This is a genomic window from Demequina oxidasica, from assembly GCF_000975115.1.
Classification (GTDB): domain Bacteria; phylum Actinomycetota; class Actinomycetes; order Actinomycetales; family Demequinaceae; genus Demequina; species Demequina oxidasica.
Genome location: NZ_BBRE01000001.1, coordinates 1,191,732 through 1,212,605, shown reverse-complemented (window position 1 = coordinate 1,212,605; position 20,874 = coordinate 1,191,732). Strand labels below are relative to the sequence as shown.

Here is a 20,874-nt window from a genome sequence, read left to right as displayed (position 1 = left end):
GGCGTTGAGATCGCCCCGCTGGCCAATCTCGCGATCTAGGCGGACCCTACCGACACCGGCTGCACACGGTCCAAGTCGACGTTCTGGCGAGCAACCCAGAGGTCGCGAGCATCCTGCAGCGCTAGCCAACTCTCGGCACTGCGGCCGAGCGCCTTGGACAGACGCAACGCCATCTCGGGGCTGATGCGATGAGAGCCTTTCAGCACCCGGCTAAGCGTGGAAGGTGATACATCAAGGCGAACAGCCAGCTCGCGACCGCTCATCGCAAGTGGCACGAGGTAGACCGCCGAGATGAACTCCCCGGGGTGCGGCGGATTGTGCATTTCCTGTAGTACATCCATCAGTGATAGTCCTCGTAGTTCAGGACGTAGGCGTTTCCATCACGAAACTCGAACGTCACCCTCCAGTTGCCGCTCACCGAGATCGACCAACGACCGGACATTCCACCCTTAAGTCCATGAAGTCTGAATCCTGGGACGTCCATATCATCGATCGAATGAGCGGTGTCAAGCGCCGCGAGTTGCATGCGCAGTCTCCTTCCATGCTGAGGCTGGACACCTGCGACGCTTCCCGTTTCGTAGAGCATGCGCAAGCCCTTATGGCGAAAGGACTTGATCACAGCACTAGTGTAGCGCGTTGCGCATCGCGCAACAGTCCGGGAGCATTGGGAGTCGGTGAGCTGGCAGCACGAGTGAATTTGGGCATCACCCCATCGTTGTGAACACCACTGACATCGACACCATCAATGCGCCTTGGAATACGCAAACGCCCGGCTTCCCCATGGGGAAGCCGGGCGTCGCGATTCGGCGAACTGCTCGCCGCGGTTGGTACTAGCTCACCGTGCACTGGTTCCCGTTGAGGGAGAAGGCAGTCGGATCAACCGGCCCACTTCCAGAGCCGACGAAGCCGAACGTCACCGAGTCACCAGCGCCGATGGTCGAGTTCCACGACAGGTTCTTGACGTGCACCGAGGATCCCGTCTGGCTGTCATCTCCGGACCACAGGTTGCGGATGCTCTCGCCAGCCGTGAAGTCCCACGCCAGGTCCCAGCCGTTGACTGCAGTCTCGGAGTCGTTGGTGACGGTCACCTGTGAGAGGAAACCATTGGGCCACGTGCCGTGGATCGTGTAGTCCACTGCGCACTGAGCAACCGTAGGAGCGGCGCCGATGGTCACGGGAATCCGCACCATCGTGCCGGTCTTGGTGCCCGTGACCTCGATCACCGTGTCGCCCTCAGGCAACTTGGGGACAGTGAACTCGACGTGAGCGGTGCCCTGCTCGTCATACGCGTCGGTCTGCTGCTCATTCGTGACAGCGAACTTGCCACGGTTCTTGCCGCCAATGGAGACCTTTACCTTCTTGTCCAGCGTGTCGCCGGGACCGGTCATCATGAGCGAACTGAGGTCAAATGAGACAGTGTCTCCCTTGACGACTGGCTCGTCGGTCATGCCGGTCACGCCCACTGCGTGCTGCGTGGGATCCACCTCGAGCGTGCCATTGTCGCCGAGGTAATCGACCATGGCCTGCAGGTCCACGCGTCCGGAGTCCGCGACGTTGGTTCCCTCGGCGAGGGTCGAGAAGTTGTCTCCCCCGGCCGCAAGGAATGAGTTCGCCGTCACCGTGTAGGTGTCGTCGGTCCCGATCAGCTCGCCATCCAGGTACATGTTCTCAATCCGTTCGCCAGCATCGGCGGTGGGGTCATATGAGTACGTGAACCCAGTTGAAGTGCCCAGTCGCAGGAAGGGACGAGAAGAACCTTCCGGCTGCCACTGCTCCTCCAACACGTCGGAGATCTGCTCTCCTGTGAGCGTCATCGTCACCAGCGTGTTGGCGAACGGCTGAACGTCGGCCGCCTGCTTGAAGGTGACGTCACTCGGGTACTTCTTGCGGTTGCCGTCGGCCTCGCCGAGCAGGTCTGCGCGAAGGCCGCCGGGATTCATGAAGGCAATTTGTGCACCCGACTCCTGGGTTGCCCACAGCTGGACATCGGCGACGCCGTTGCCGAGGGTCGACTCAGCGCCACGCGCCGAGCCTGGGTCGCCACCGGCGAGTGAGGCGCGGTAGAGCGGAGCATCGATCTGACCGATCACAGCCGCTCCCAGGGGCTCGGCACTGTCGACCGCGTCCTGAACGATCCCGGCCACGTCGGCATTTGGATCGTAGGCGTTGTAGAGCGGGATGATCGATGTCTCGAGTCCCACCACGTCGCCGTTCGCATCGAGCGTGAAGAGCAGTTGGTTGAGGTTGACGCCGTACTGACCGGCGGAGACCACGGGACGCTCGGTCACGGCGCGGCCCTCGTCCTGCCAGGCCTTGACCGGCACGCGATGGTCGTACGCCAGATGTGTGTGACCGGAGATAATCGCATCCACGTCTTCGCTAACGTTGGTCACGATCTCCCCGAAGTCGCTGTTGGGGTCCACAGCATCGGCGATGTCCGTGCTGGACGCCCCCTCGTGAACCAGCAGGACCACCAGGTCTGCACCGTCTGCCTTCAGCTGCTCGGCGGAGCGGTTGGCGGCGACGTAGGGCTCCTCGATGGTGAGGCCCTCGATTCCTGACGGGCTGACAAGCTCGTGAAGGTGGTCGGTAACAGCACCAACAAATCCGACCTTGACGTCGCCAAAGTCCTCAGTCCAGGTCTCCGGGAGGGCGGGGTCACCCGCTGCGTCGCGGACGTTCGCTCCCAGGTACTCCCACATAGCGCCGCCATAGGGGTTCGAGTCGGCATCGTAGGGTGCCATCACACGGTTCACCAGGTCGTCGTATCCCTGGTCGAACTCGTGGTTGCCCACTGCCGACACGTCGAGGCCCATCGCATTGAACGCGTCGATGGTGGGCTTGTCCTGCTGGACAAAACTCTCAAACGTCGAGGCACCGATGAGGTCGCCGGCTGCGGCGAACACTGAATCGGGGTAGTCGGCCTCGAGCGCATCAATGGCGCCTCCGAGTACGGCCGCGCCTGCGTCTCCCGAGAAGGAGTTGGGCAACAGCCGACCATGAAAGTCGTTGATGCCCAGAATCTGCACAGTTGTGTCGTCCTCAGCCGCCTGCGCCGGGGTGATGGCGAGGGTAGCGAGGCCGCCGATGGCCGCCGCGGTCGCGACAACTCTGGCGGACGTGCGTAGCGCTAATGTCATTGTTTGTCCCTTTCATATGGGTTTGGACCCTAGCGACGCTAACCTGGCTTCACGCTCGGCGCATCTTGAAACGCGCGCCGTAACCGCTTGGTCACCCAGATACGCTGGTGCCGTGAAGGTTGTCATCCAGGTCCCGTGCCTCAACGAGGAGTCCACGCTCGCGAGCGTGCTCGAAGGCCTACCCACGCACCTCGACGGCGTGGATGAAATTGAGATCGTGATCATCGACGACGGTTCTTCGGACCGCACTGTCGAGGTCGCCCGCGCGCACGGCGTCACCCACATCGTCCGCCACGCCCGCAACATGGGGCTAGCACGTTCTTTCCGCGATGGCGTCGAGTACGCCCTGAGCATCGGCGCCGACATCGTCGTCAACACCGACGGCGACAACCAATACCCCGGCGACCGCATCGGCGACCTGGTGGCCCCCATCATCGCCGGTGACGCGGACATCGTCATGGGCGACCGCCAGACACACACCATCGAACACTTCTCACCCTTCAAGAAGACGATGCAGCGGTTCGGTTCGTGGGTCGTCAACAAGGCGGCGGGTACCAAGTTGCCCGATGCCGCGTCCGGCTTTCGCGCCTACTCCCGGTATTCGCTGTACCGCCTGAACATCGTGACGCAGTTCAGCTACTGCATGGAGACCATCAATACAACGCAAATCAGACGCGCGGCCCAAAACTAAACCGGGGGGAAGTTCAGTCTGCTCCCCCGATCGTTCCGAAATCCCGGGCAACTTGCTGTGCCAACACATCACTGAAGCCCGCCGACCATGAACCCTCCGGGCAAAGTAAGAACCCATGGGTCAAGATCTGTGTCCGGGGTCACGACCAATGTCGATGTAGAAAATTTGAACCAGACCGACCTTCCCGACTGGATCACCTCGACCAAACTTTCGCCAACTAGCTCTCCAACGTAGTCCTGGATTTGCATGCGTCCCTCGATGTCGTCGTCGTCCCAAGACCGACTTCGACCACCTATAGTCCCCGTCCAGGGACACTTGATGCTCAAGCTCCATCGATCACCGAACAACGTGATTATCGGGCTCAGAACCTCCACTCCTCGCACGTGGGACTGCCCCGGGTTTCGTTGACCCGTTGACCTGCCCCATAGTTTGGTTACCAGTGGCAGAGTGTTGTTTTGGCTCGAGTACAAGGAGTCTGAACATGCCGAAGGCCTATCCTGCCCAGTTTCGTTACCGAGCGGTCGCGTTGGTGCGTGCCGGCAAACCCATCACCGCTGTTGCCCCTAGCCTGGGCGTTAGCGAGGGCTGCTTGCGTAATTGGGTGCGCCAAGACCGCGTCGACCATGGCGAGATCTCGGGCATCACCACCGGAGAAAACGCAGAACTTAAGGCAGCACGAAAACGGATTCGAGAGCTCGAGCGTGAGGTCGAGATTTTGCAGGTCGCGGCGAGTCTTGTTGGGGAGGACAAGCCCCACCCAAAAGGATTCACTTAGGGGACACGACGTCCTTGTCGCCGCCGGACATCCAGTCCTGACATGCTGTCGCATCCTGGGTGTGTCGAAGCCCGGTTACTACCGCTACCGCAATCGCTCAACCTCGCCCACTGCGATGCGGCGGGAGTGGTTGACCGGCCTCATCCGTGAGGTCCATCTGTCGTCCAAGGGGACTTACGGATACCGGCGGGTCCATGCCGAACTCACGCTTGGGATGGGCGTCAGCGTCAGCGACCACCTGGTGGGCACTCTGATGACCATTGAGGGGCTGCGTGGTCTGCCAGGACCCTCGCGGATCAAACGGTTGCGTGGCGTCGTCACCGCTGATGACCTCGTCAATCGAAAGTTCCACCGGTCACGGCCAAACGAGCTGTGGGTCACCGATATCACGCAACATCGCACTCGTGAAGGTTGGCTTTACTGTTGCTGCGTGCTCGATGCCTTCAGCCGCAAAATCGTCGGATGGTCCATCGACTCCAGCCAAGACACCCGGCTCGTTCTCAGCGCCTTGGACATGGCGATCAAGACCCGCAATCCCGCACCCGGCGGTATTGTTCACGCAGATCATGGAGCCCAATTCACTTCTTGGGCCTTCGGCAACCGAATCCGGAGTGCAGGTCTCATGCCTTCGTTCGGCACCGTGGGCGACGGACTCGACAATGCAATGATGGAATCGTTCTGGTCGTCAATGCAGATCGAGCTGCTGAACCGTCAACGGTGGAATACACGACTCGAGCTCTCCAACGCAATCTTCGAGTACATCGAGATCTGGCACAACCGAGCACGACGCCACTCCAGCATCAACTACCTCACCCCAGTCGACTTTGAAACACAGTCCGAAATGAACACCACCCACGCCAGAACGACACACCTCACGAGGTAACCAAACCTGGGGGCAGGTCAAACTGTCACCAAATCGTTCAGCAGTCCCGACCTCTGATACTCAACGCTGCGGACCGCCTCGACGAAATGAATTCTGACGGCCTACGAAACTGCTATTCACCAAAATAAACCGGTGTCGGCAACGTCAATGCCGACGACACCGTACGATGTGCTGCCAATCACCAGGGAGTGCCCCAACGCCCTGCCGTCCGATGCTGAGGCTGCTTCGCTCATGCGAACTGCGGCGCGCACAGGCTGCGTTGGGGTATGCATTGCCGGTCTTATAGGCATCAAAATCAATTAGTTACGTTCGTGTTCGCGCCAGTTGATCGTGTTGTCGCGCTCTAACAAGGCATAGATCTGGCTATCCGACTATCTCTACATGACGCTGTCCGGGTTATGCGCCCGACTTTGGAGCGTCAACATTCGCCGCACAGAATTTCCATCCGTCGCTACGAGGCTATGGCACCGCCGACTCTTTCCTCGCTCTTACGCCAGAAACTATAGAAACCGCTGCGCCCAACAATAAACTGCTTACAGAAGCCAAGTAAGCTATGCCCGCAGCGACGCTCGCCGAGTCCCCGTCCTCGAAAATCACCTCCGCAAACGATAACGAGGGAGAGAATTCGGATATATTAATCATAAATACTACCGCCGAGGAGGCGAGAACCGAAACGACTATTGCGGCACATATCTGCGCGAATAGAAATGCGCTGGGATGATTCTCTCGAACAGCAATCCCCATGTACACCATCATAAAGATCCAAATGGGTATCAAGATGAATCCCACAAAGTAAAAGGTGATGGTAAGCATGCTTACGAGCATGGCCCAGGATCCAAGTAGGTACAGAATGAAGGCGACAGGCAACCCGCGCTTTCGAATACTATAATTCATTTTAACCCGTGGTTCTTCCGCGCAATGCGCCCCCCGGCGCAAAGAGAACTAGTGAACCTTGCTCCGTCTTTTCAAATACAGCGTGCGATTGAATCAGTGTGTGAACCTTGCCCGATGAATCAACTCGATAAGCTTCAATTGATGGATAGGCGTCACCCATTACCGTGACTTGAACTCGGCCATCGGTAGTGGGGATGACACGGATCGTGAGATCTAACGGCGGAGAAAAGTCCACAGCTGGATTGGACTTCGAGAAGTCCACCTGGAAACCATATTGACCATCCAGCATAGGACCTGAGTTCCGTGCTTGTACTCTGTACAAGACGATTCCACCTTGAGTAGCATCCGAACAGTCCGTGTGATTTGCCAACTTGCAGGATTGCGACACCTTCAAAGCTACTTCTCCGCTATCAAAATTCGCTGAAACGCTAAACCTGGAATCCTCAACTGTTCTGGAGGAGTCAAAGCCGCGATTATCACCCGCTGATCTAATATTTCCTACCAATCCTGCCATCTCAGTGTCTATAAAGGCGCCCACTATTACAGTCCCCACGCCGGGCGCCTTTGGAATAGAGCCTACTTTTCGGACAGGTGTACCTGTGGTTGACGGCGCACTTGTTGTTTTGGGCTTTGGTTTTGTGTAACTACGCGCGGTCCTGCCGTTAGTGGTGTCGTAGGCAGGCGTCTTCTTGTAGGTGTTCGCTTTCTGGCCCGTTTTTGTCCAGTACGGCGCGGATGAGCCGCCGCCCCTACATTGACTCAACGAACTCCCTGACAGTCCCGAGCAATCGGGACGCAAACCCGACGGGTCGCTATAGGACACGGGGTTGTTATCCGCATACCGGTACGCGTCCAGGGTGCGTGGGTCGGTGAGGCTCATGAGGGGGTCAGGACTGAGGAACCGTCCGAGCTGGGGGTCATAGTAGCGGGCGTTCAAGTATGTGAGACCTGTGGAGCCGTCCTCAACCTGACCCAACCAACCGTGGTCGGTGGCGAGGTTGTCGTCGCCGCGCGCTTCCCCGTAAGGGGTGTAGGCGTTGCGGTTCAGCGTCGCGGTCGACGGGTCACCGTCAGCGATGCTGATGGTTGCTGAGCCTTGCACGTCACCCAACAGGTAAGTCAACCCTGATGCGTCCCGCATCGCGACCGTGACACCACCGTACGAGTAGAACCGTGTCGCCGTCACATCTCCAGTCACCGAAGCGCTGGTGTTCGGGTCGGTTATTTCCGTGTCTCCGAAGTAGGCGATCGCTGAGCTGTCTCGAATGGCGGCGACTCGTTGACCGGAAGCGTCGTACAGGTAGCTTTCGCTGACCCCACCTGTGGTTGTCTGTGTGAGGTTCGACAGCACATCCCACACGAGGTCCATGTCCACCCCGGCGATGTCCCGGTCCGTCATGCGCCCAGCCTCGTCATACGTGTAGCTCGCTGAGGTTTCCCCATCACTCACATCTGTCACTGCGTGCGCGTGATCGGAATCCCCAAAGGTGTAGTCACGAGTCGCAGCAGTGACAACGCCTTCCACAGCAGACCACAGCGTGTGATCGGCCACGGTTCCGGAAGGCGAATAGTTCCACGAAGCCGCATAGCCAGTGGAGTCAACCGCCCAATAATCCTCTGACGTGTCCGGCGCACCACTGGCACAAGGATCTGAAGACGGATCAACCGTCCACGCCGAACTCAACCGATCAAACCCGTCATACGTGAAGCACTGAGAAATCTCATGCTCCGCCGCCGTACCCGCATCTTTAGTGACCAGATCATCAATAGACGTCACCCTGCCGGCACCATCACGGCCATACACGTCGTACTGCACGTGGGTATCGACACCGGCATTGGTGTAGAACGCCTCGGCAGAGTCCAACGCCCCGTCGGAGCCGTTCCACGCCAACCGACGAGTCACCCCGTTGCCATAGTCACGGGTGAGCAAACGACCAACCCCCGACACCGTCATCCCCGTCACCAAAGACGTCGAGCCCGCTTCCAATGACACCGGGGCACCAAAAAGGTTGTAGCCCGTGCTCACCGTCTCCGCGCCAATCCCACCCGCGGCAGGCAAACTCACGTCATCCACCTGACCCACCGAGTCATACCCCACAGAGCGAGTATACGAATGTCCCGATAACTCACCCAAAGAAGCCGACGTCGGCAACGTCACCGTCGACGACTCCGAGCGATGCAACGCGTCATAGTCAAAGGACTTCGTCGTAACGAAGTTAGCGCCAGCCACAGACGTTGTCGACGTTTCCGTGGCAGTCTGACCAACATGGCCAGCCTGATCATATGTCCACTCTGCCGACGATGACGCGGTACCGGCGGGCGCCGCGGACGTGCGGGTCAGCATACGGCCCAGATCGTCATAAGTCATCGCTGTGGTGCCAGCCTCGGTGTTCACACCAAGCAACTGTCCCGCAACGTCATAGGTATAGGTGGAATCACCGGCATCTGGGTCCGACATCGCTGTGCGCCGGCCAAGCAGATCTGCATCGATCACGGTGTCGTGGGAGTCCGGGTCGGTCACGGCTACCGTTGAACCGTTCTCAACAGTGTCATACGTATAGTGCGTATGCAGCGCCTCTGTGCGGTCGTAACCACTGTCGGGGTGGACATATAGGTCAGTCATCCGCTCAAGCGCGTCGGTGGCGACTTCCGTGATCGCACCCGTAGGCGCCGTGGTCTGCGTCGTGTCACCCAGATACTGTGTCGAGGTCCCACGCACGGAGGTGCCCACACTCATGAGACTGGACTCGATCGTGCGTCCTGCCCAGTCGTACGTATTCTCCGTGTATGAATCGAGTGCCGTGAAGTCTGGGTTCACCAAGCCGGAGTCAAACTGCGCGGCAGCCGCGTTGAAGAACGGTGCACTTGTGCGTGCCACGAGACCTCGGTCGTCGTATTGAGTCGCTGTTACTGTGCGACCGCCTGAACCATCGGGGGCTACCGCTTGACTCTCGCGTTCGCGACCGAATCCGTCGAGGTAAGTGTAAGAACGTCGCACGAAGCAAGCCTCCGCGACGCACTGATGATCACCGTTGGCATCCTTGCCTGAGTATTGGGCAGTCATCACGGCGACGGGGGTGGTGCGGATGGCACCGCCTGGCGCGTAGATTTCGTACTCCGCAGATGTGGTGGGCACGATATCTGCTGTGGGGGCAGTGGCGTTGTTCCATTCGGCAGGAGCCCAGCTCGCGGTGAGCAAACCAAGTTGGTCGTATTTGTAGTGGGTGTAGTCCCCGTTGACCGATTCGGATTTGGTGACGTTGCCGTGTGACGGTTCGAGCCATGTATAAGAGACGTGACCCATGATGTCCGTGACGGAGGTTTTAACGATGCCGTTCGCCCCACGCGTGTAGGCCCAGGTCGTCTTCTTATTTGTTCCTACCTCGTTGGGCCCTTGCGCCGTCAGGACTCGTCCTCGAGAGTCATAAGTCGCCTTCGAGTCGACCATCGTGGATCCGTTTGCCCAGGATGACTCGGTAGTCGCCAAGGCGGCTGTCGGCCTGTTGGAGGACTGGTTCGTGGCACCGTCAAAGAGCGTTTCTGAGCGCCCAGTCAAAATCCCTGTCGTACAACTGCCCTCGTAGGAACGGCTCGCGGATGTTGCGACGATAAAGTACTTTCCATTCCATCCGGCTGTGGTGAAGTATCCCTTGGCCGCCCCGGTTGCATCGGACACGTTCCACACGTAGTCACTGTCGTCACATTGAGTGTGAACATCCCCTCCCACGCTGGTAACCATTGTCGTGCGATCTGGCAGGCCTTCTGGTGTATAGGTCGTCGCTGACGTAGTGGTCCGCAGCCAAGAAGTGTCCGGCTCACGCTCGGTCGTCTTCGACGATGTAGCCCGCACCTCCGTTGCACTACTGAGAACCTCCGGTGAAGTCACCCCGGCTGCAATTTGCGCGACTTGGTAATCCGTGTCTGTGGAACTTGGAGCAGGCCACTCCTGGCATGACCCCCGAGGCGCTCTCGACATCGACTCCAGCAAGGCAGCATTCGACCTGGCACTCGGCACTATCGAAGCCGACCAGTCCGCAGGTGCCCAGCAGTGGTCCGACGAATGGAACACTGGCATCGCTGACGGCACTTTCGCTGTGATGTTGTGCCCAATATGGATGCTTGATTACATCGAAGGTGTGTCTGCCGGAAGCGATGAAGAGGTGGTGTGGGACATCGCCGACCTACCCGGACCTGGCGGAAATGCAGGTGGATCATTCCTCGCTATCCCCGACCAGTTCGACGACGCAACTACGACGGCCGCTTACGACTTTGTTGAGTGGCTAATCCAGCCCGAACAGCAACTACGCGTCCTCCACGACACGGGCCAAATCCCCTCCCGGCCGGCCCTCTACGACGATGCCAACATCAAAGAGATGACTAACCCAGCATTCAGTGACGCTCCCACCGGCGAAATATTCTCTCAGGCCGTGACCGAAATGCCCGAAGTTCGCCCCGGAACACCCGAAGACGCCGAGATCACCGCGGCAGTGGTCTCAGTTCTCCGAGAGGTACAAGCTGGAAACATTGAAGTGTCCGATGCGTGGCAGAAGGCCAGCAACGCCGCCACCACTATCCAAGGCAGCGACTAACGGAGATCCGCGCAGTAGTGGATCGAACCACCTCCCCAGATACTCTTGACCCGTGAAGGTCGTCATCCAGGTCCCCTGCCTCAACGAGGAGTCCACGCTCGCGAGCGTGCTCGAGTCCCTGCCGACCCGCATTGACGGCGTGGACCAGATCGAGATTGTGATCATCGATGACGGCTCCACGGACCGCACCGTCGAGGTCGCCCGCGAGCACGGCGTCACCCACATCGTCCGCCACGCCCGCAACATGGGGCTAGCACGTTCTTTCCGCGATGGCGTCGAGTACGCCCTGAGCATCGGCGCCGACATCGTCGTCAACACCGACGGCGACAACCAGTACCCCGGCGACCGCATCGGCGACCTGGTCGCCCCCATCGTCACCGGTCAAGCCGACATCGTGATCGGCGACCGCCAAACGCACACCATCGAACACTTCTCACCCTTCAAGAAGACGATGCAGCGGTTCGGTTCGTGGGTCGTCAACAAGGCGGCGGGTACCAAGTTGCCCGATGCCGCGTCCGGCTTCCGCGCCTACTCTCGCTACTCGCTGTATCGCCTCAACATCGTGACGCAGTTCAGCTACTGCATGGAGACCATCATCCAGGCGGGCAACAAGCGCCTCGCGATCATCTCCGTGCCGATCGACACCAACGCCAAGACTCGCGAGTCCCGCCTGTTCTCCAACAACTTTGAGCACATGCTGAAGTCCGGCCAAGCGATCCTGCGCTCGTACACGATGTACCGCCCGTGGACGCTGTTCGCGACCATCGCGGCGGTCTTTGGGCTGATCGGCCTGTTCCCGTTCGTGCGCTTCCTGGTGCTGCGGATCGCAGGCAACGACGGCAACCACATTCAGTCGCTCATCTTTGGCTCCGCGATGATCGTGGTCGCTGTCCTCGCGTTAGCCCTCGGAGTGCTGTCGGACCTGATGCGCAACAACCGCATCCTGCACGAGGAGACACTCGAGAGGCTGCGTGAGCAGCAGTACGGGCCGTCGCGCATCGCCGAGCACACTTTGCCGGGATTCCGCGCCGCCAAGCCCTCTGTTCCTGCGAAGCCTGCCGAGGCATCGGCCGCCACGACCACCTCACCCGCCACGGAAGGCGACGCCTGATGCTCGGCAAGCTCAAGAAGGTCGCCAAGAACGCCCTCGCGGTGCCCGTCATCCGCAAGACCTACAACGGCGCCAACCGCGCGGTGCTGGAACTGGGCGGGTCCTCCCGCCTCGGCGCCACGATCTACTCCATCCCCGGCTTCTTCACGCAGAACCGCGAGCAGTGGGCCGTGCTGTCGGGACGCCGCGCCTATTACAAGAACCTCGGCAAGGACCGGTCCACTCACGTCGAGTTGCGCCGCAACGTGCACCGGCTGGAGAAGGGCATCCTGATGCAGCCGCGGCGCGACGTGTTCGCCCGTGACTACATCGAGGAGACCGTCGAGTTCTACGCGAAGGCGCTCAAGCGTCCCGCGTCCGTGTCCAACTTGGACGCCGGCGAGATGCAGTGGGCGCACGACGTTCTGGCCGAGTACTTCGAGATCGTGACGGGCGATGATGCCTCGGTTGCGCGATCCCGAGAAGTCTTCGAGTCGCTGCCGCGCTACGGCACCCCCGCCTCCGTCCACCCGTACCCGCAGGGCGACCTGCCCAAGACGGACATCACCTACGAGCAGATCCTGCAGCTCGCCGAGTCGCGCCGCTCCGTGCGCTGGTTCCAGGACCGCCCCGTGGAGCGCGAGCTGATCGACAAGGCGCTGCTGGTCGCTCGCCAATCGCCGTCCGCATGCAATCGCCTTCCATACGAGTACCTGGTGTTCGACGACCCCGAGACGGTCCAGCAGGTGGCCGGCATCCCGTTCGGCGCGACCGGCTACGCGCACCAGATTCCCACGGTCATTGTGATCAAGGGCGACCTGTCCAACTACTTCTCCCCACGCGACCGCCACGTGCCGTACATCGACGCGTCGCTCGCGACCATGGGCTTCATCTACGCGCTCGAGACTCTTGGGCTGAGCTCGTCGTGCATTAACTGGCCGGACTTCGAGCCGCTCGAGGGTCGCATGGCCAAGACACTGCGCCTCAAGCCGCATGAGCGCGTGATCATGCTGCTCGCTGTGGGCTACGCCCAGCCCGATGCCCTGGTCGCCTTCTCCAAGAAGAAGTCGCTGGACAACCTGCGGACCTTTGACCGGGACACGGTCGCTCGCACGCCAAAGTCGAGCAAGGACGGCAAGCCGGCCGCAGCCGGCGAAGGCAGCTTCGACTAGCCGATGGCAAACCGCAAGCGACTCCTGCGGACCGGCCTGGGCGTCCTCGTCATCGGCGTGGTCGCGTACTTCTTTGCCAAGGCGCTAGCCGACAACTGGGACGCTATTCAGGATGCCGACCTGTCGTGGGGCTGGTGGGCGCCTGCCGCGCTCGTCCTCTTCGTGGCTGCAGTTGCCATCTCCGGCTGGCTGTGGGGCCGCATCGTCGCCGTGCTGTCGGGCAAGCACCTGCCGGTCCGCGAGTCCATCCGAGTGCACTTCTCCTCGTGGCTGCTCAAGTACATCCCGGGCCAGGCCGGCTTCGTGGTCAACAAGGTGGCCTGGGGCAAGCGACGCGGGCTGTCGCGCCTGCTGGTGCTGATCTCGGTGGTCTACGAGAACGCATTCCTGCTGCTCGGCTCTACCGTTCCGATGCTCGCTATCCTGCTGGTGGCTCGCGCCGGCGACGGCGAGATTACCCACGCGGTGTGGTTCGCGGTCGCCGCCGTGGTGCCTCTCATCGTGCTGCTACACCCCGCGGTCTTCCACCGCATCGTCAACCTGCTTGCTAGGCGCACTCTCAAGCGCGAGGTGCCGCCCGAGTACTTCCTGCGCACCGGCTCGGTGTGGAAGTACCAGCTGGCCTTCCTGCTGCCCAGGGTCATCAACGGTATCGGCGTCGTGGCGATTGCCATCGCCGTGGCGGACGCGGCGCCCTCCTCGTGGCTACCGTTGGTCGCCGCCTACGCGCTGGCCGGGGCGGTGGGCATCCTCGCGGTGTTCGTTCCCAGCGGCCTGGGGGTGCGTGAGTCGGTATTCGTGCTGTTCGCCACTCCTTACCTGGGACTAGAGCAGGCCATCATCGTGTCCCTCGCGGCGCGCGTGCTCGCTACCGTCGCGGACTTGCTGATCGCTGGGGCCTACGGGCTGTTGACCGCGAGCGCCAAGCGGCGCGGAGAGCTGCCCGCAGCATCGGCCGCTGGGGCGGACGCTGTGCCGGACAATGGAAGCGAACTTACCGAAGACGAAAAGGACGTGCGGGACGCATGAAGGTAGCAATCATCGGCTCGGCGCTGTCGGGCAACAAGGGCGCGGCGGCAATGCTGGAGAGCGCCGTGCACCACCTGAGCGCGCGCCACCCCGACGTCAAGATCTCGCACCTCAGCATGTACCCGCGCTCGGACGCGGAACTGAACACTCACCCGAACGTGACCGTTTTGGACGCCTCCCCGCTGCGCCTGGGCGTGCTCATCAATGGTGGCGCGCTGGCGTGGCGAGTGCTGCCGTTTGCGCGCGAGTCCATCGCGTCCGGCGTGCCCGAGGTTGGTGCCATCGCCGACGCCGACGTCCTGCTCGACCAGGGCGGCATCACGTTCGTGGACGGCCGCACCAAGTTTCTGATCTACAACGTCGCCTCGGTGCTTCCGGCGCTGTTTGTCGGCACGCCCGTCGTGAAGTGCGCGCAGGCGCTCGGTCCGTTCAAGTCGTTCGCCAACCGTGCTCTTGCGAAGCAGATCCTGCCACGTATGGCCGCGATCGTGTCTCGCGGTGCCGTCACGCAGGAACACCTTGATGGGCTCGGTCTCCCCAACACCACGCCCGGCGCGGACCTCGCGTTCACTCTTGACGTCACCGATGCCGATATTGCGGCAGCAGACGCCAAGGTCGAGGCCAGTTTTTTCAAGAACCAGGACGTGGTGGGCATCTCCCCCTCGCAGGTGCTGCGCGCCGCCGCCGAGGGTCGCGGCGAGGACTATGTGCAGCAGATTGTCGACCAGATCGACCACATCACGGAGGAGTTGGGCCGGCCCGTCTACCTGGTGGCTCACTCCACGCGACCAAACGAGAAGACTCACAACAACGACCTGCCCGTGTGCCGCCTGATTCACAAGCGGGTGGCGTCGCCGGACCGGGTGCTGTTCCCCGACGGCGAGCTGTCCTCGCAGGAGCTTCGCTCACTCATTGGCCGCTGTGACGTATTTGTCGCATCGCGCTTTCACGCGATGGTGAGCACACTGGCGACCGGCGTTCCGACGCTGGTGCTGGGCTGGTCGCACAAGTACCGCGAGGTACTGGACATGTTCGACCTCGCAGAGTGGGCGCTGCCCGCGGACGACGTGGACCTGGCGACCTTTGTGCTTCGCTTCGCGGAGCTGGATGCTCAGAAGGATGCGGTGCGCGCGCAACTGGCCGAGCACTTCCCCGCAGTGCGCGCCAAGGCCATGGAGCAGCTCGACGTGATTGATGCCGTAGCCGGCCAGAAGCCAATCAGCACATCCTCCTCCACGGCCTCCTAACCACTCTCCGAGTACCAGATCTCCACCCGGTCTGTATTGGTCCGATTTCGCACGTTCTGGAGCGGCTCGGCATCCTGTTGGTTGTTTTTGTCACGCCTGGGGCTTCGCCCAATGTGCTGAGGGCTTCGACAGGTCGCGAGTCAAAGCGTCCGCCTCGCCAGCCGACTGGTCACTATCGGACCAATAGGAGTCTGAGAGCGCCCAAGGCGTGCGAATTCGGACCAATAGGGGCGGAGGGCAATCGGCAGAGCGAGCGGCGACTAGGAGCGACCCCTGAGCTTGTCGATCTGCCGGCGCTCACGTTTGGTAGGCCGGCCAGCCCCGCGATCTCGCTTGCCCGCGAGCGCCACATGCTCGCGCGGAGGGGGCTTGGGGCTGTGATCGATGTAGGCCGTGGCCGCAACAGGCGCGCCCACACGTTTGGCCAGCAACCTCGTTACCTCGACAACGCGAGGCCACTCGCCACCGCGCACCTCGATGCGGTCGCCGGGCACCACGGTCGCCGAGGCCTTGGCGCGCTCACCGTTGAGGCGGATGTGACCCGCGCGGCAAGCCGTAGTCGCCTGTGATCGGGTCTTGGCCAATCGCACCGCCCACACCCACGCGTCGATGCGCACGCTCGTCCGTTCCATCCCCCGAGCCTACGGCGCGCACCGTAGGGTGATCAGCATGGACGTACTTCTCGAAGCAATCGGCTGGATCGGATCAATTCTGATCGTGTGGTCGCTCATGCAGGCACGCGTGTTGCGCTTTCGGTGGATGAACTTCACCGGCGCATTCGTCGCCACCATCTACAACGGAGTGATCGGCATCTGGCCCTTCGCGTTCATGAATGCCGCGATCACCATCATCGACGCGTACTGGCTGGTACGCCTGTACCGCGAACGTGACGACGCCGAGGTCTACGAGGTCCTCTCCGTCGAGCCTGAAGACGCATTCCTCCAGCACGTGCTCGCTGTCCACGGCGACGATATCGCGAAGCACCAGCCGGCCTTCTCCGCGCACGCCCCCGTTGGCGCCGCCAAGCGCTCCACGTTCCTCGTGACGCGCGGTGACGAGGCCGTGGGAGTTGTTGTCGTGGCGGATCAGGGCGCCGGCGTGGGATTGGTCGAACTGGACTGGGTCAAGGAGCGCTTCCGCGACTTCGCGCCCGGCGAGTTTGTCTATCGCTCCTCCAGCGCACTAAGCGATGCCGGATTCACCAGGCTCGAGATCGAGAGCCATCCCGCCCTTGACGAGGCATACGTGACGAAGGTGGGTTTCCGCGAGGAGGGCTCTCGCTGGGTGCGGGACGAGGCGGCGCAGCCGCCAGCCCCCTCAACCCCGTCGGCGGAGTGACTGACTGCTCATGGCGCAATGTCCGTGTGGTTCCGGCACGCCGTTCCCAGAGTGCTGCCGCCCGTTTCTGACAGGCAAGGCACATGCCCCGACCGCCGAGGCGCTCATGCGCTCGCGCTACACGGCCTACGTGCGCCGCGACGAGTCCTATCTATTGCGCACGTGGCACCCTGCCACCCGCCCCGCCACCCTCGACGTCGACGGCGGCACTTGGCAGGGGCTGGAGATTGTGGCCACGACCAAAGGCCAGGCGGCCGATGCCTCGGGCACCGTGACGTTTGCCGCCCACTTTGTGGGCGACGCCGGGGACCACGGGACGATGCGTGAGCACAGTCGCTTTGAGAAGCTTGGAGACGAGTGGCTCTACGTTGACGGCGACTTGGATGGGTACCGTTCTGACTGAGCGCTCGCCTCGCGCGGGTTCCACGGTGGCGGTAGCCTGCACAATACCCACGAATTGCCTGAGAAATCGCACATACCCGTGCGTGGCTGTCCGAGCTTGTCAAAAAGAACGCGTCAGAGGGACAAAATCGCTCCGATGATGCCCCTACGATTAAGGCACGATGGACTACGCGAACGTATCGATTCTCCTCGTGCTCGTCGTCGCGACTGCGCTCGCCTTCGACTTCACTAATGGGTTTCATGACACCGGCAACGCCATGGCTACTTCTATTGCCACGCGCGCGCTCAAGCCTAAGACGGCAGTGGGGCTTTCTGCTTCCCTGAACCTTGTCGGCGCCTTCCTCTCCCTCTCCGTCGCTGCGACGATCGCCACCGGCATCGTCGACTCGGGGGTGGTCACACTAGAAGTGGTGCTGGCGGGACTCGTCGGCGGAATCCTGTGGAACCTGATTACCTGGTTCTTCGGAATTCCCTCCTCCTCCTCGCACGCCCTTGTGGGTGGAATCGTCGGAGCGGTGATCGCGGCCGTTGGCACCTCAGGCGTGCAGTGGACGGGCCTGGTCGGCAAGGTCCTCATCCCCGCCCTCATTGCCCCCATCGTGGCCATCGCAGTGGCGTCTATCGGAACGTGGCTCGTGGTGCGCATCACCCGCGACGTCAAGGACAAGACCAACGACCGGATGTTCCGCTGGGGTCAGATTGGCTCCGCCTCCTTGGTGTCCCTCGCGCACGGAACCAACGACGCGCAAAAGTCCATGGGAATCATCCTGCTGGCCCTCATCGCCTCGGGTGTTGCCCCGAGCGACTCTGGCGTGCCTTTCTGGGTGGTCCTCAGCTGTGCCCTCGCCATGGCGCTCGGAACGTACATCGGTGGCTGGCGCGTCATCCGCACACTCGGCAAGGGCCTCGTGGAGCTCTCCTCGCGCCAGGGAATGGCCGCGGAGACGTCGTCCGCCGCAATCATCCTGGTCTCCAGCCACTTCGGCTACTCGCTGTCTACCACTCACGTAGCGACCGGGTCGATTATGGGATCTGGCGTGGGCATGAAGGGCGCGAAGGTCCGCTGGTCCGTCGCCGGCCGCATGTTCGGCGCCTGGGTCATCACCGTCCCCTGCGCCGCCGCTGTCGGCGCGTTCGCCGTCCTCATCGAGCAGGGAATCGGCGGCACCGCCGGCGCCTACGTCATCTTCGGCCTCCTGGTCCTCGCCTCGGCGTTCATCTACCTCCGGTCACGCCGGACCAAGGTGGACTCCAAAAACGTCAACGACGAGTGGGAGTCTGAGGCCGACAATGAGTCGGTTGTTGCTCAGTCCGTCGCCTCACACAACCCCCAACTAATGCGCATCAAGAGCAAGCCGCGTAGGAAAAAGGGCAAGAAAAAGGGCAGAGAGAACCACAAGAAAAAGAAACACAGGAAGCACAAGAAGAGCGAGAAGGGCTAGGGCGGGCCATGTCGGAGTACATCGAGTGGGGCGCAATCGCCAACATCATCGTGGTCGGCTTGTTGTTTGGCGCGGGCGTGCCTGCGCTCTTCGCGCTTGGCGTCCGCACCATCGCCAGCCCGGCCGCATTTCGCGAGGACGGCACCGTGTCCTTGACCCGCCGCATCGCGGCCTACGCATGCTTCTCAGTCATCGTGTTGGCCATTGTGGGGGCGATCATCTATATCGCCGCGGGCGGCCACTAGCACCGGAATACGTCGCGCCGCGCTCCCGTTGACGTTCAGGTACGCACCTGAACCAACGACGGGAGCACAATATGTCAGCGCTCATTATTTCCACCAACTACGGCGTCGAGCAGGACGAACTCACCCAGCCGCTTGAGGCACTCAAGAACGCGGGCGTGGTGGTCACCATCGCTGCCCCCATCCTTGACCCCATCGAGACACTGGTCGGCGACAAGGATCCTGGCAAATCAATCGAGCCGAATACGACTCTTGAGGGAGTCGATCCCGCAGAATTCGACGTGCTGGTGATTCCCGGGGGAACCATCAACGCGGACACCCTCCGTACGGAGAAGGCCGCCGTCGCGTTGGTCAAGGCGTTCGCCGATGCCGGCAAGACCATTGCGGCGATCTGCCACGCTCCTTGGGTTTTGGCGGAGGCGGGAATCATTGATGGCAAAACCTTAACCTCGTATCCCTCCTTGTCCACCGACCTCAAGAACGCGGGTGCCCACTGGGCGGACGTAGAACTTCAGGAGTGCGGCGCCGAGGGATGGACGTTGTTGACCTCACGCTCTCCCAAGGATCTCGACGCGTTCAGTAGCGCCGTCGTCATGGCCGCACGGTAGCGCTTCGCGAGGGGGAGGCCGCAGTGGCATCTGACACTTCAGGGTGAGCTGGAACCGGCGCCAAATGCTCAGGCGTCCAGAAGCCCCTTGCGAACAGCGCTCGCCAACGTAGGCGCTAGTGGGAGCCTCGGGATGAGAGCGGCTTGGTACGCGTGATAGATGTCTGACTTGCCATCCCACACTGTGCTCGAAGGCAAGTTATCTGGACCCAATTCGTGGATCCACGATCCCGAGCCGTCGAGGAAGTAAGTCTCTGCGTGGTCCCACCACTGCGCGTAGACGTGGGCGTAGCGAACCTCACCCGTCGCCAGCCACAACGCCGCAGCCGCGCCAAGGGCCTCGGTGACCACCCAGTGCATGCGTTCGCGAACCACTGGCACTCCGTCGAAGTCCACGGTGTAGACGAAGCCTTCGGCGCCGTCCACTGACCAACTGTCGGCGACAGCAGTATCAAACAGTTCTCGGGCCCCATCGAGCAACCAGGCGACGCCATCCTCGTCCGCCCCTGTGGCGAGCTCGGCGGCGCGAGCATGCAACGCCAACCGCGCCCACTCGAACGCATGTCCACCCGTCGCCCCGAACGGGCGGAAGGGGTGGGACTTGTGGTCCTCGTTGTACTGCGGCAACACGTCCCATGTGGCGGTGAAATGCTCCGGAATGCGCCAGTGCTGGTCGGCCGCGTACCCAAACACGCGCTGGAGGATCGTCAGCGCGCGCGAACGCCACGCGGGGTCATCAACAGCGTCCGCGACCGCGAGGTACGCCTCCACGGTATGCATGTTGGCGTTGACTCCTCGGTAATCCTCCGACTGAGTCCAGGCTTCATCCCAGCCCTCTAGTGCCATGCCCTCGTCCTCACGCCAGAATCGTTCCAGGTGCACACTCATGGCCTCGCGCATCAACTCTGCCGCACCTGGGCGGCCGGAAACGAACGCCGACGACGTTGCCAGTAGGACGAATGCGTGGCTATAGGCCTGTTTGGAGCGGTCCACCGGTCCTTGAGCGTCGATGCTTGAGAACCAGCCGCCGTTGATCGGGTCCGCGAAGCCGTGACGCAGGGCCATCAGCCCGTGGTCGACCAGCGTCGCGCAACCTGGCCTTCCCTGGAGTGCACCAAGGCTGAACGAGTGAATCATGCGGCACGTCACATAGAGATCCGAGTAACCGAGCGTCTGGGTATCTGACACGCGACCGTCAGCGTTCAGGTTTCCGAATCCGACGTCGATTGCGCTGGCGGACCCGAACCGCAGTAGCCCATCTGCGTGACCCTCGAGCCAGCGAGCGTGCGCCTTATCGCCAATCCAGACGGGCGGTTCGTTGTCGGGCATTGTC

The 20,874-nt window shown here is 61.7% G+C and carries 19 protein-coding genes and 1 pseudogene; 12 read left to right on the top strand and 8 right to left on the bottom strand.

Translation table 11 applies throughout. The features are described from left to right. Nucleotides 1-35: 35 nt before the first annotated feature. From AOP77_RS05595 to AOP77_RS05585, 3 genes are all read right to left on the bottom strand, one after another. Nucleotides 36-341: a HigA family addiction module antitoxin gene (locus AOP77_RS05595; protein ID WP_062210426.1), complete on the bottom strand. Its 306-nt coding sequence runs from the start codon at nt 339-341 to the stop codon at nt 36-38. Next, nucleotides 341-619: a type II toxin-antitoxin system RelE/ParE family toxin gene (locus AOP77_RS05590; protein ID WP_062210423.1), complete on the bottom strand. Its 279-nt coding sequence runs from the start codon at nt 617-619 to the stop codon at nt 341-343. Before AOP77_RS05590 ends, AOP77_RS05595 begins: the two co-directional genes overlap by 1 nt. A gap of 211 nt (nt 620-830) precedes the next feature. Beyond that, nucleotides 831-3,140, bottom strand: a complete 2,310-nt coding sequence (locus AOP77_RS05585; protein ID WP_062210420.1) for a 5'-nucleotidase C-terminal domain-containing protein — start codon at nt 3,138-3,140, stop codon at nt 831-833. 112 nt (nt 3,141-3,252) lie between these two features. Between AOP77_RS05585 and AOP77_RS05580 the strand changes: the two are divergent. Further along, nucleotides 3,253-3,795: pseudogene (locus AOP77_RS05580) on the top strand (glycosyltransferase family 2 protein); the annotation flags it as partial. Between the two features lie 517 nt (nt 3,796-4,312). Beyond that, a protein-coding gene (locus tag AOP77_RS05565) for an IS3 family transposase (protein ID WP_439644696.1) occupies nt 4,313-5,489 on the top strand; the annotation gives its coding sequence in 2 pieces (ribosomal slippage) (nt 4,313-4,581 and nt 4,580-5,489; 1,179 coding nt in all). A gap of 116 nt (nt 5,490-5,605) precedes the next feature. On the opposite strand, the gene AOP77_RS12340 is transcribed toward AOP77_RS05565, so the two are convergent. The 3 genes from AOP77_RS12340 to AOP77_RS05555 form a co-directional block, all read right to left on the bottom strand. Continuing rightward, nucleotides 5,606-5,761 (bottom strand): hypothetical protein, encoded by a 156-nt coding sequence (locus AOP77_RS12340; protein WP_160300052.1) that lies wholly within the window; start codon nt 5,759-5,761, stop codon nt 5,606-5,608. 187 nt (nt 5,762-5,948) lie between these two features. Then, nucleotides 5,949-6,302, bottom strand: coding sequence for a hypothetical protein (locus tag AOP77_RS05560; protein WP_152649783.1), 354 nt, complete (start codon nt 6,300-6,302; stop codon nt 5,949-5,951). An 82-nt stretch (nt 6,303-6,384) separates the two neighbouring features. Beyond that, nucleotides 6,385-10,059 carry an RHS repeat-associated core domain-containing protein gene (locus AOP77_RS05555; protein ID WP_160300051.1) on the bottom strand — a complete coding sequence of 1,225 codons (3,675 nt, stop codon included), beginning with the start codon at nt 10,057-10,059 and terminating at the stop codon, nt 6,385-6,387. A gap of 247 nt (nt 10,060-10,306) precedes the next feature. Between AOP77_RS05555 and AOP77_RS05550 the strand changes: the two genes are divergently transcribed. The 5 genes from AOP77_RS05550 to AOP77_RS05530 are packed head-to-tail and all read left to right on the top strand — an operon-like array spanning nt 10,307 to nt 15,510. After that, nucleotides 10,307-10,972, top strand: coding sequence for an extracellular solute-binding protein (locus tag AOP77_RS05550; RefSeq protein ID WP_062210406.1), 666 nt, complete (start codon nt 10,307-10,309; stop codon nt 10,970-10,972). A gap of 52 nt (nt 10,973-11,024) precedes the next feature. Continuing rightward, nucleotides 11,025-12,083: a glycosyltransferase gene (locus AOP77_RS05545; RefSeq protein ID WP_084622343.1), complete on the top strand. Its 1,059-nt coding sequence runs from the start codon at nt 11,025-11,027 to the stop codon at nt 12,081-12,083. Then, entirely contained in the window at nt 12,083-13,234 is a 1,152-nt protein-coding gene (locus AOP77_RS05540; protein ID WP_084622342.1) for a nitroreductase family protein, read from the top strand. The genes AOP77_RS05545 and AOP77_RS05540 overlap by 1 nt, the downstream gene beginning before the upstream one ends. 3 nt (nt 13,235-13,237) lie before the next feature. Then, complete coding sequence (locus AOP77_RS05535; protein ID WP_062210403.1) at nt 13,238-14,263, top strand: lysylphosphatidylglycerol synthase domain-containing protein; 1,026 nt, start codon at nt 13,238-13,240, stop codon at nt 14,261-14,263. Then, complete coding sequence (locus tag AOP77_RS05530; RefSeq protein ID WP_062210400.1) at nt 14,260-15,510, top strand: polysaccharide pyruvyl transferase family protein; 1,251 nt, start codon at nt 14,260-14,262, stop codon at nt 15,508-15,510. The genes AOP77_RS05535 and AOP77_RS05530 overlap by 4 nt, the downstream gene beginning before the upstream one ends. A 260-nt stretch (nt 15,511-15,770) precedes the next feature. Here AOP77_RS05530 and AOP77_RS05525 read toward each other — a convergent pair whose 3' ends face one another. Further along, nucleotides 15,771-16,142: an RNA-binding S4 domain-containing protein gene (locus tag AOP77_RS05525; protein ID WP_062210397.1), complete on the bottom strand. Its 372-nt coding sequence runs from the start codon at nt 16,140-16,142 to the stop codon at nt 15,771-15,773. 37 nt (nt 16,143-16,179) lie between these two features. On the opposite strand from AOP77_RS05525, the gene AOP77_RS05520 reads away from it, so the two are divergent. The 5 genes from AOP77_RS05520 to AOP77_RS05500 all read left to right on the top strand — a co-directional run bounded on the left by AOP77_RS05520 (nt 16,180) and on the right by AOP77_RS05500 (nt 19,542). Continuing rightward, nucleotides 16,180-16,848 carry a hypothetical protein gene (locus AOP77_RS05520; RefSeq protein ID WP_062210394.1) on the top strand — a complete coding sequence of 223 codons (669 nt, stop codon included), beginning with the start codon at nt 16,180-16,182 and terminating at the stop codon, nt 16,846-16,848. Nucleotides 16,849-16,858: 10 nt separating this feature from the next. Next, on the top strand, nt 16,859-17,251 hold the full coding sequence (locus AOP77_RS05515; protein WP_062210391.1) for a YchJ family protein: 393 nt from the start codon (nt 16,859-16,861) through the stop codon (nt 17,249-17,251). A gap of 160 nt (nt 17,252-17,411) precedes the next feature. After that, a complete protein-coding gene (locus AOP77_RS05510) occupies nt 17,412-18,692 on the top strand; it encodes an inorganic phosphate transporter (RefSeq protein WP_084622341.1) in 1,281 nt (426 codons plus the stop codon). Between the two features lie 8 nt (nt 18,693-18,700). Further along, nucleotides 18,701-18,937, top strand: a complete 237-nt coding sequence (locus AOP77_RS05505; RefSeq protein WP_062210388.1) for a hypothetical protein — start codon at nt 18,701-18,703, stop codon at nt 18,935-18,937. 71 nt (nt 18,938-19,008) lie between these two features. Continuing rightward, complete coding sequence (locus AOP77_RS05500; protein WP_062210385.1) at nt 19,009-19,542, top strand: type 1 glutamine amidotransferase domain-containing protein; 534 nt, start codon at nt 19,009-19,011, stop codon at nt 19,540-19,542. A gap of 68 nt (nt 19,543-19,610) precedes the next feature. Here the strand turns inward: AOP77_RS05500 and AOP77_RS05495 are convergent, their stop codons facing one another. After that, nucleotides 19,611-20,870: an AGE family epimerase/isomerase gene (locus tag AOP77_RS05495; RefSeq protein ID WP_062210383.1), complete on the bottom strand. Its 1,260-nt coding sequence runs from the start codon at nt 20,868-20,870 to the stop codon at nt 19,611-19,613. Nucleotides 20,871-20,874: the final 4 nt, after the last annotated feature.

Coding starts and splice junctions, on each gene's coding strand:
- AOP77_RS05560 (WP_152649783.1), bottom strand. CDS start 6,302: ATGCTTACCATCACCTTTTACTTTGTGGGATTCATCTTGATACCCATT.
- AOP77_RS05585 (WP_062210420.1), bottom strand. CDS start 3,140: ATGACATTAGCGCTACGCACGTCCGCCAGAGTTGTCGCGACCGCGGCG.
- AOP77_RS05510 (WP_084622341.1), top strand. CDS start 17,412: ATGGACTACGCGAACGTATCGATTCTCCTCGTGCTCGTCGTCGCGACT.
- AOP77_RS05525 (WP_062210397.1), bottom strand. CDS start 16,142: ATGGAACGGACGAGCGTGCGCATCGACGCGTGGGTGTGGGCGGTGCGA.
- AOP77_RS05530 (WP_062210400.1), top strand. CDS start 14,260: ATGAAGGTAGCAATCATCGGCTCGGCGCTGTCGGGCAACAAGGGCGCG.
- AOP77_RS05500 (WP_062210385.1), top strand. CDS start 19,009: ATGTCAGCGCTCATTATTTCCACCAACTACGGCGTCGAGCAGGACGAA.
- AOP77_RS05520 (WP_062210394.1), top strand. CDS start 16,180: ATGGACGTACTTCTCGAAGCAATCGGCTGGATCGGATCAATTCTGATC.
- AOP77_RS05595 (WP_062210426.1), bottom strand. CDS start 341: ATGGATGTACTACAGGAAATGCACAATCCGCCGCACCCCGGGGAGTTC.
- AOP77_RS12340 (WP_160300052.1), bottom strand. CDS start 5,761: ATGCATACCCCAACGCAGCCTGTGCGCGCCGCAGTTCGCATGAGCGAA.
- AOP77_RS05535 (WP_062210403.1), top strand. CDS start 13,238: ATGGCAAACCGCAAGCGACTCCTGCGGACCGGCCTGGGCGTCCTCGTC.
- AOP77_RS05515 (WP_062210391.1), top strand. CDS start 16,859: ATGGCGCAATGTCCGTGTGGTTCCGGCACGCCGTTCCCAGAGTGCTGC.
- AOP77_RS05505 (WP_062210388.1), top strand. CDS start 18,701: ATGTCGGAGTACATCGAGTGGGGCGCAATCGCCAACATCATCGTGGTC.
- AOP77_RS05540 (WP_084622342.1), top strand. CDS start 12,083: ATGCTCGGCAAGCTCAAGAAGGTCGCCAAGAACGCCCTCGCGGTGCCC.
- AOP77_RS05495 (WP_062210383.1), bottom strand. CDS start 20,870: ATGCCCGACAACGAACCGCCCGTCTGGATTGGCGATAAGGCGCACGCT.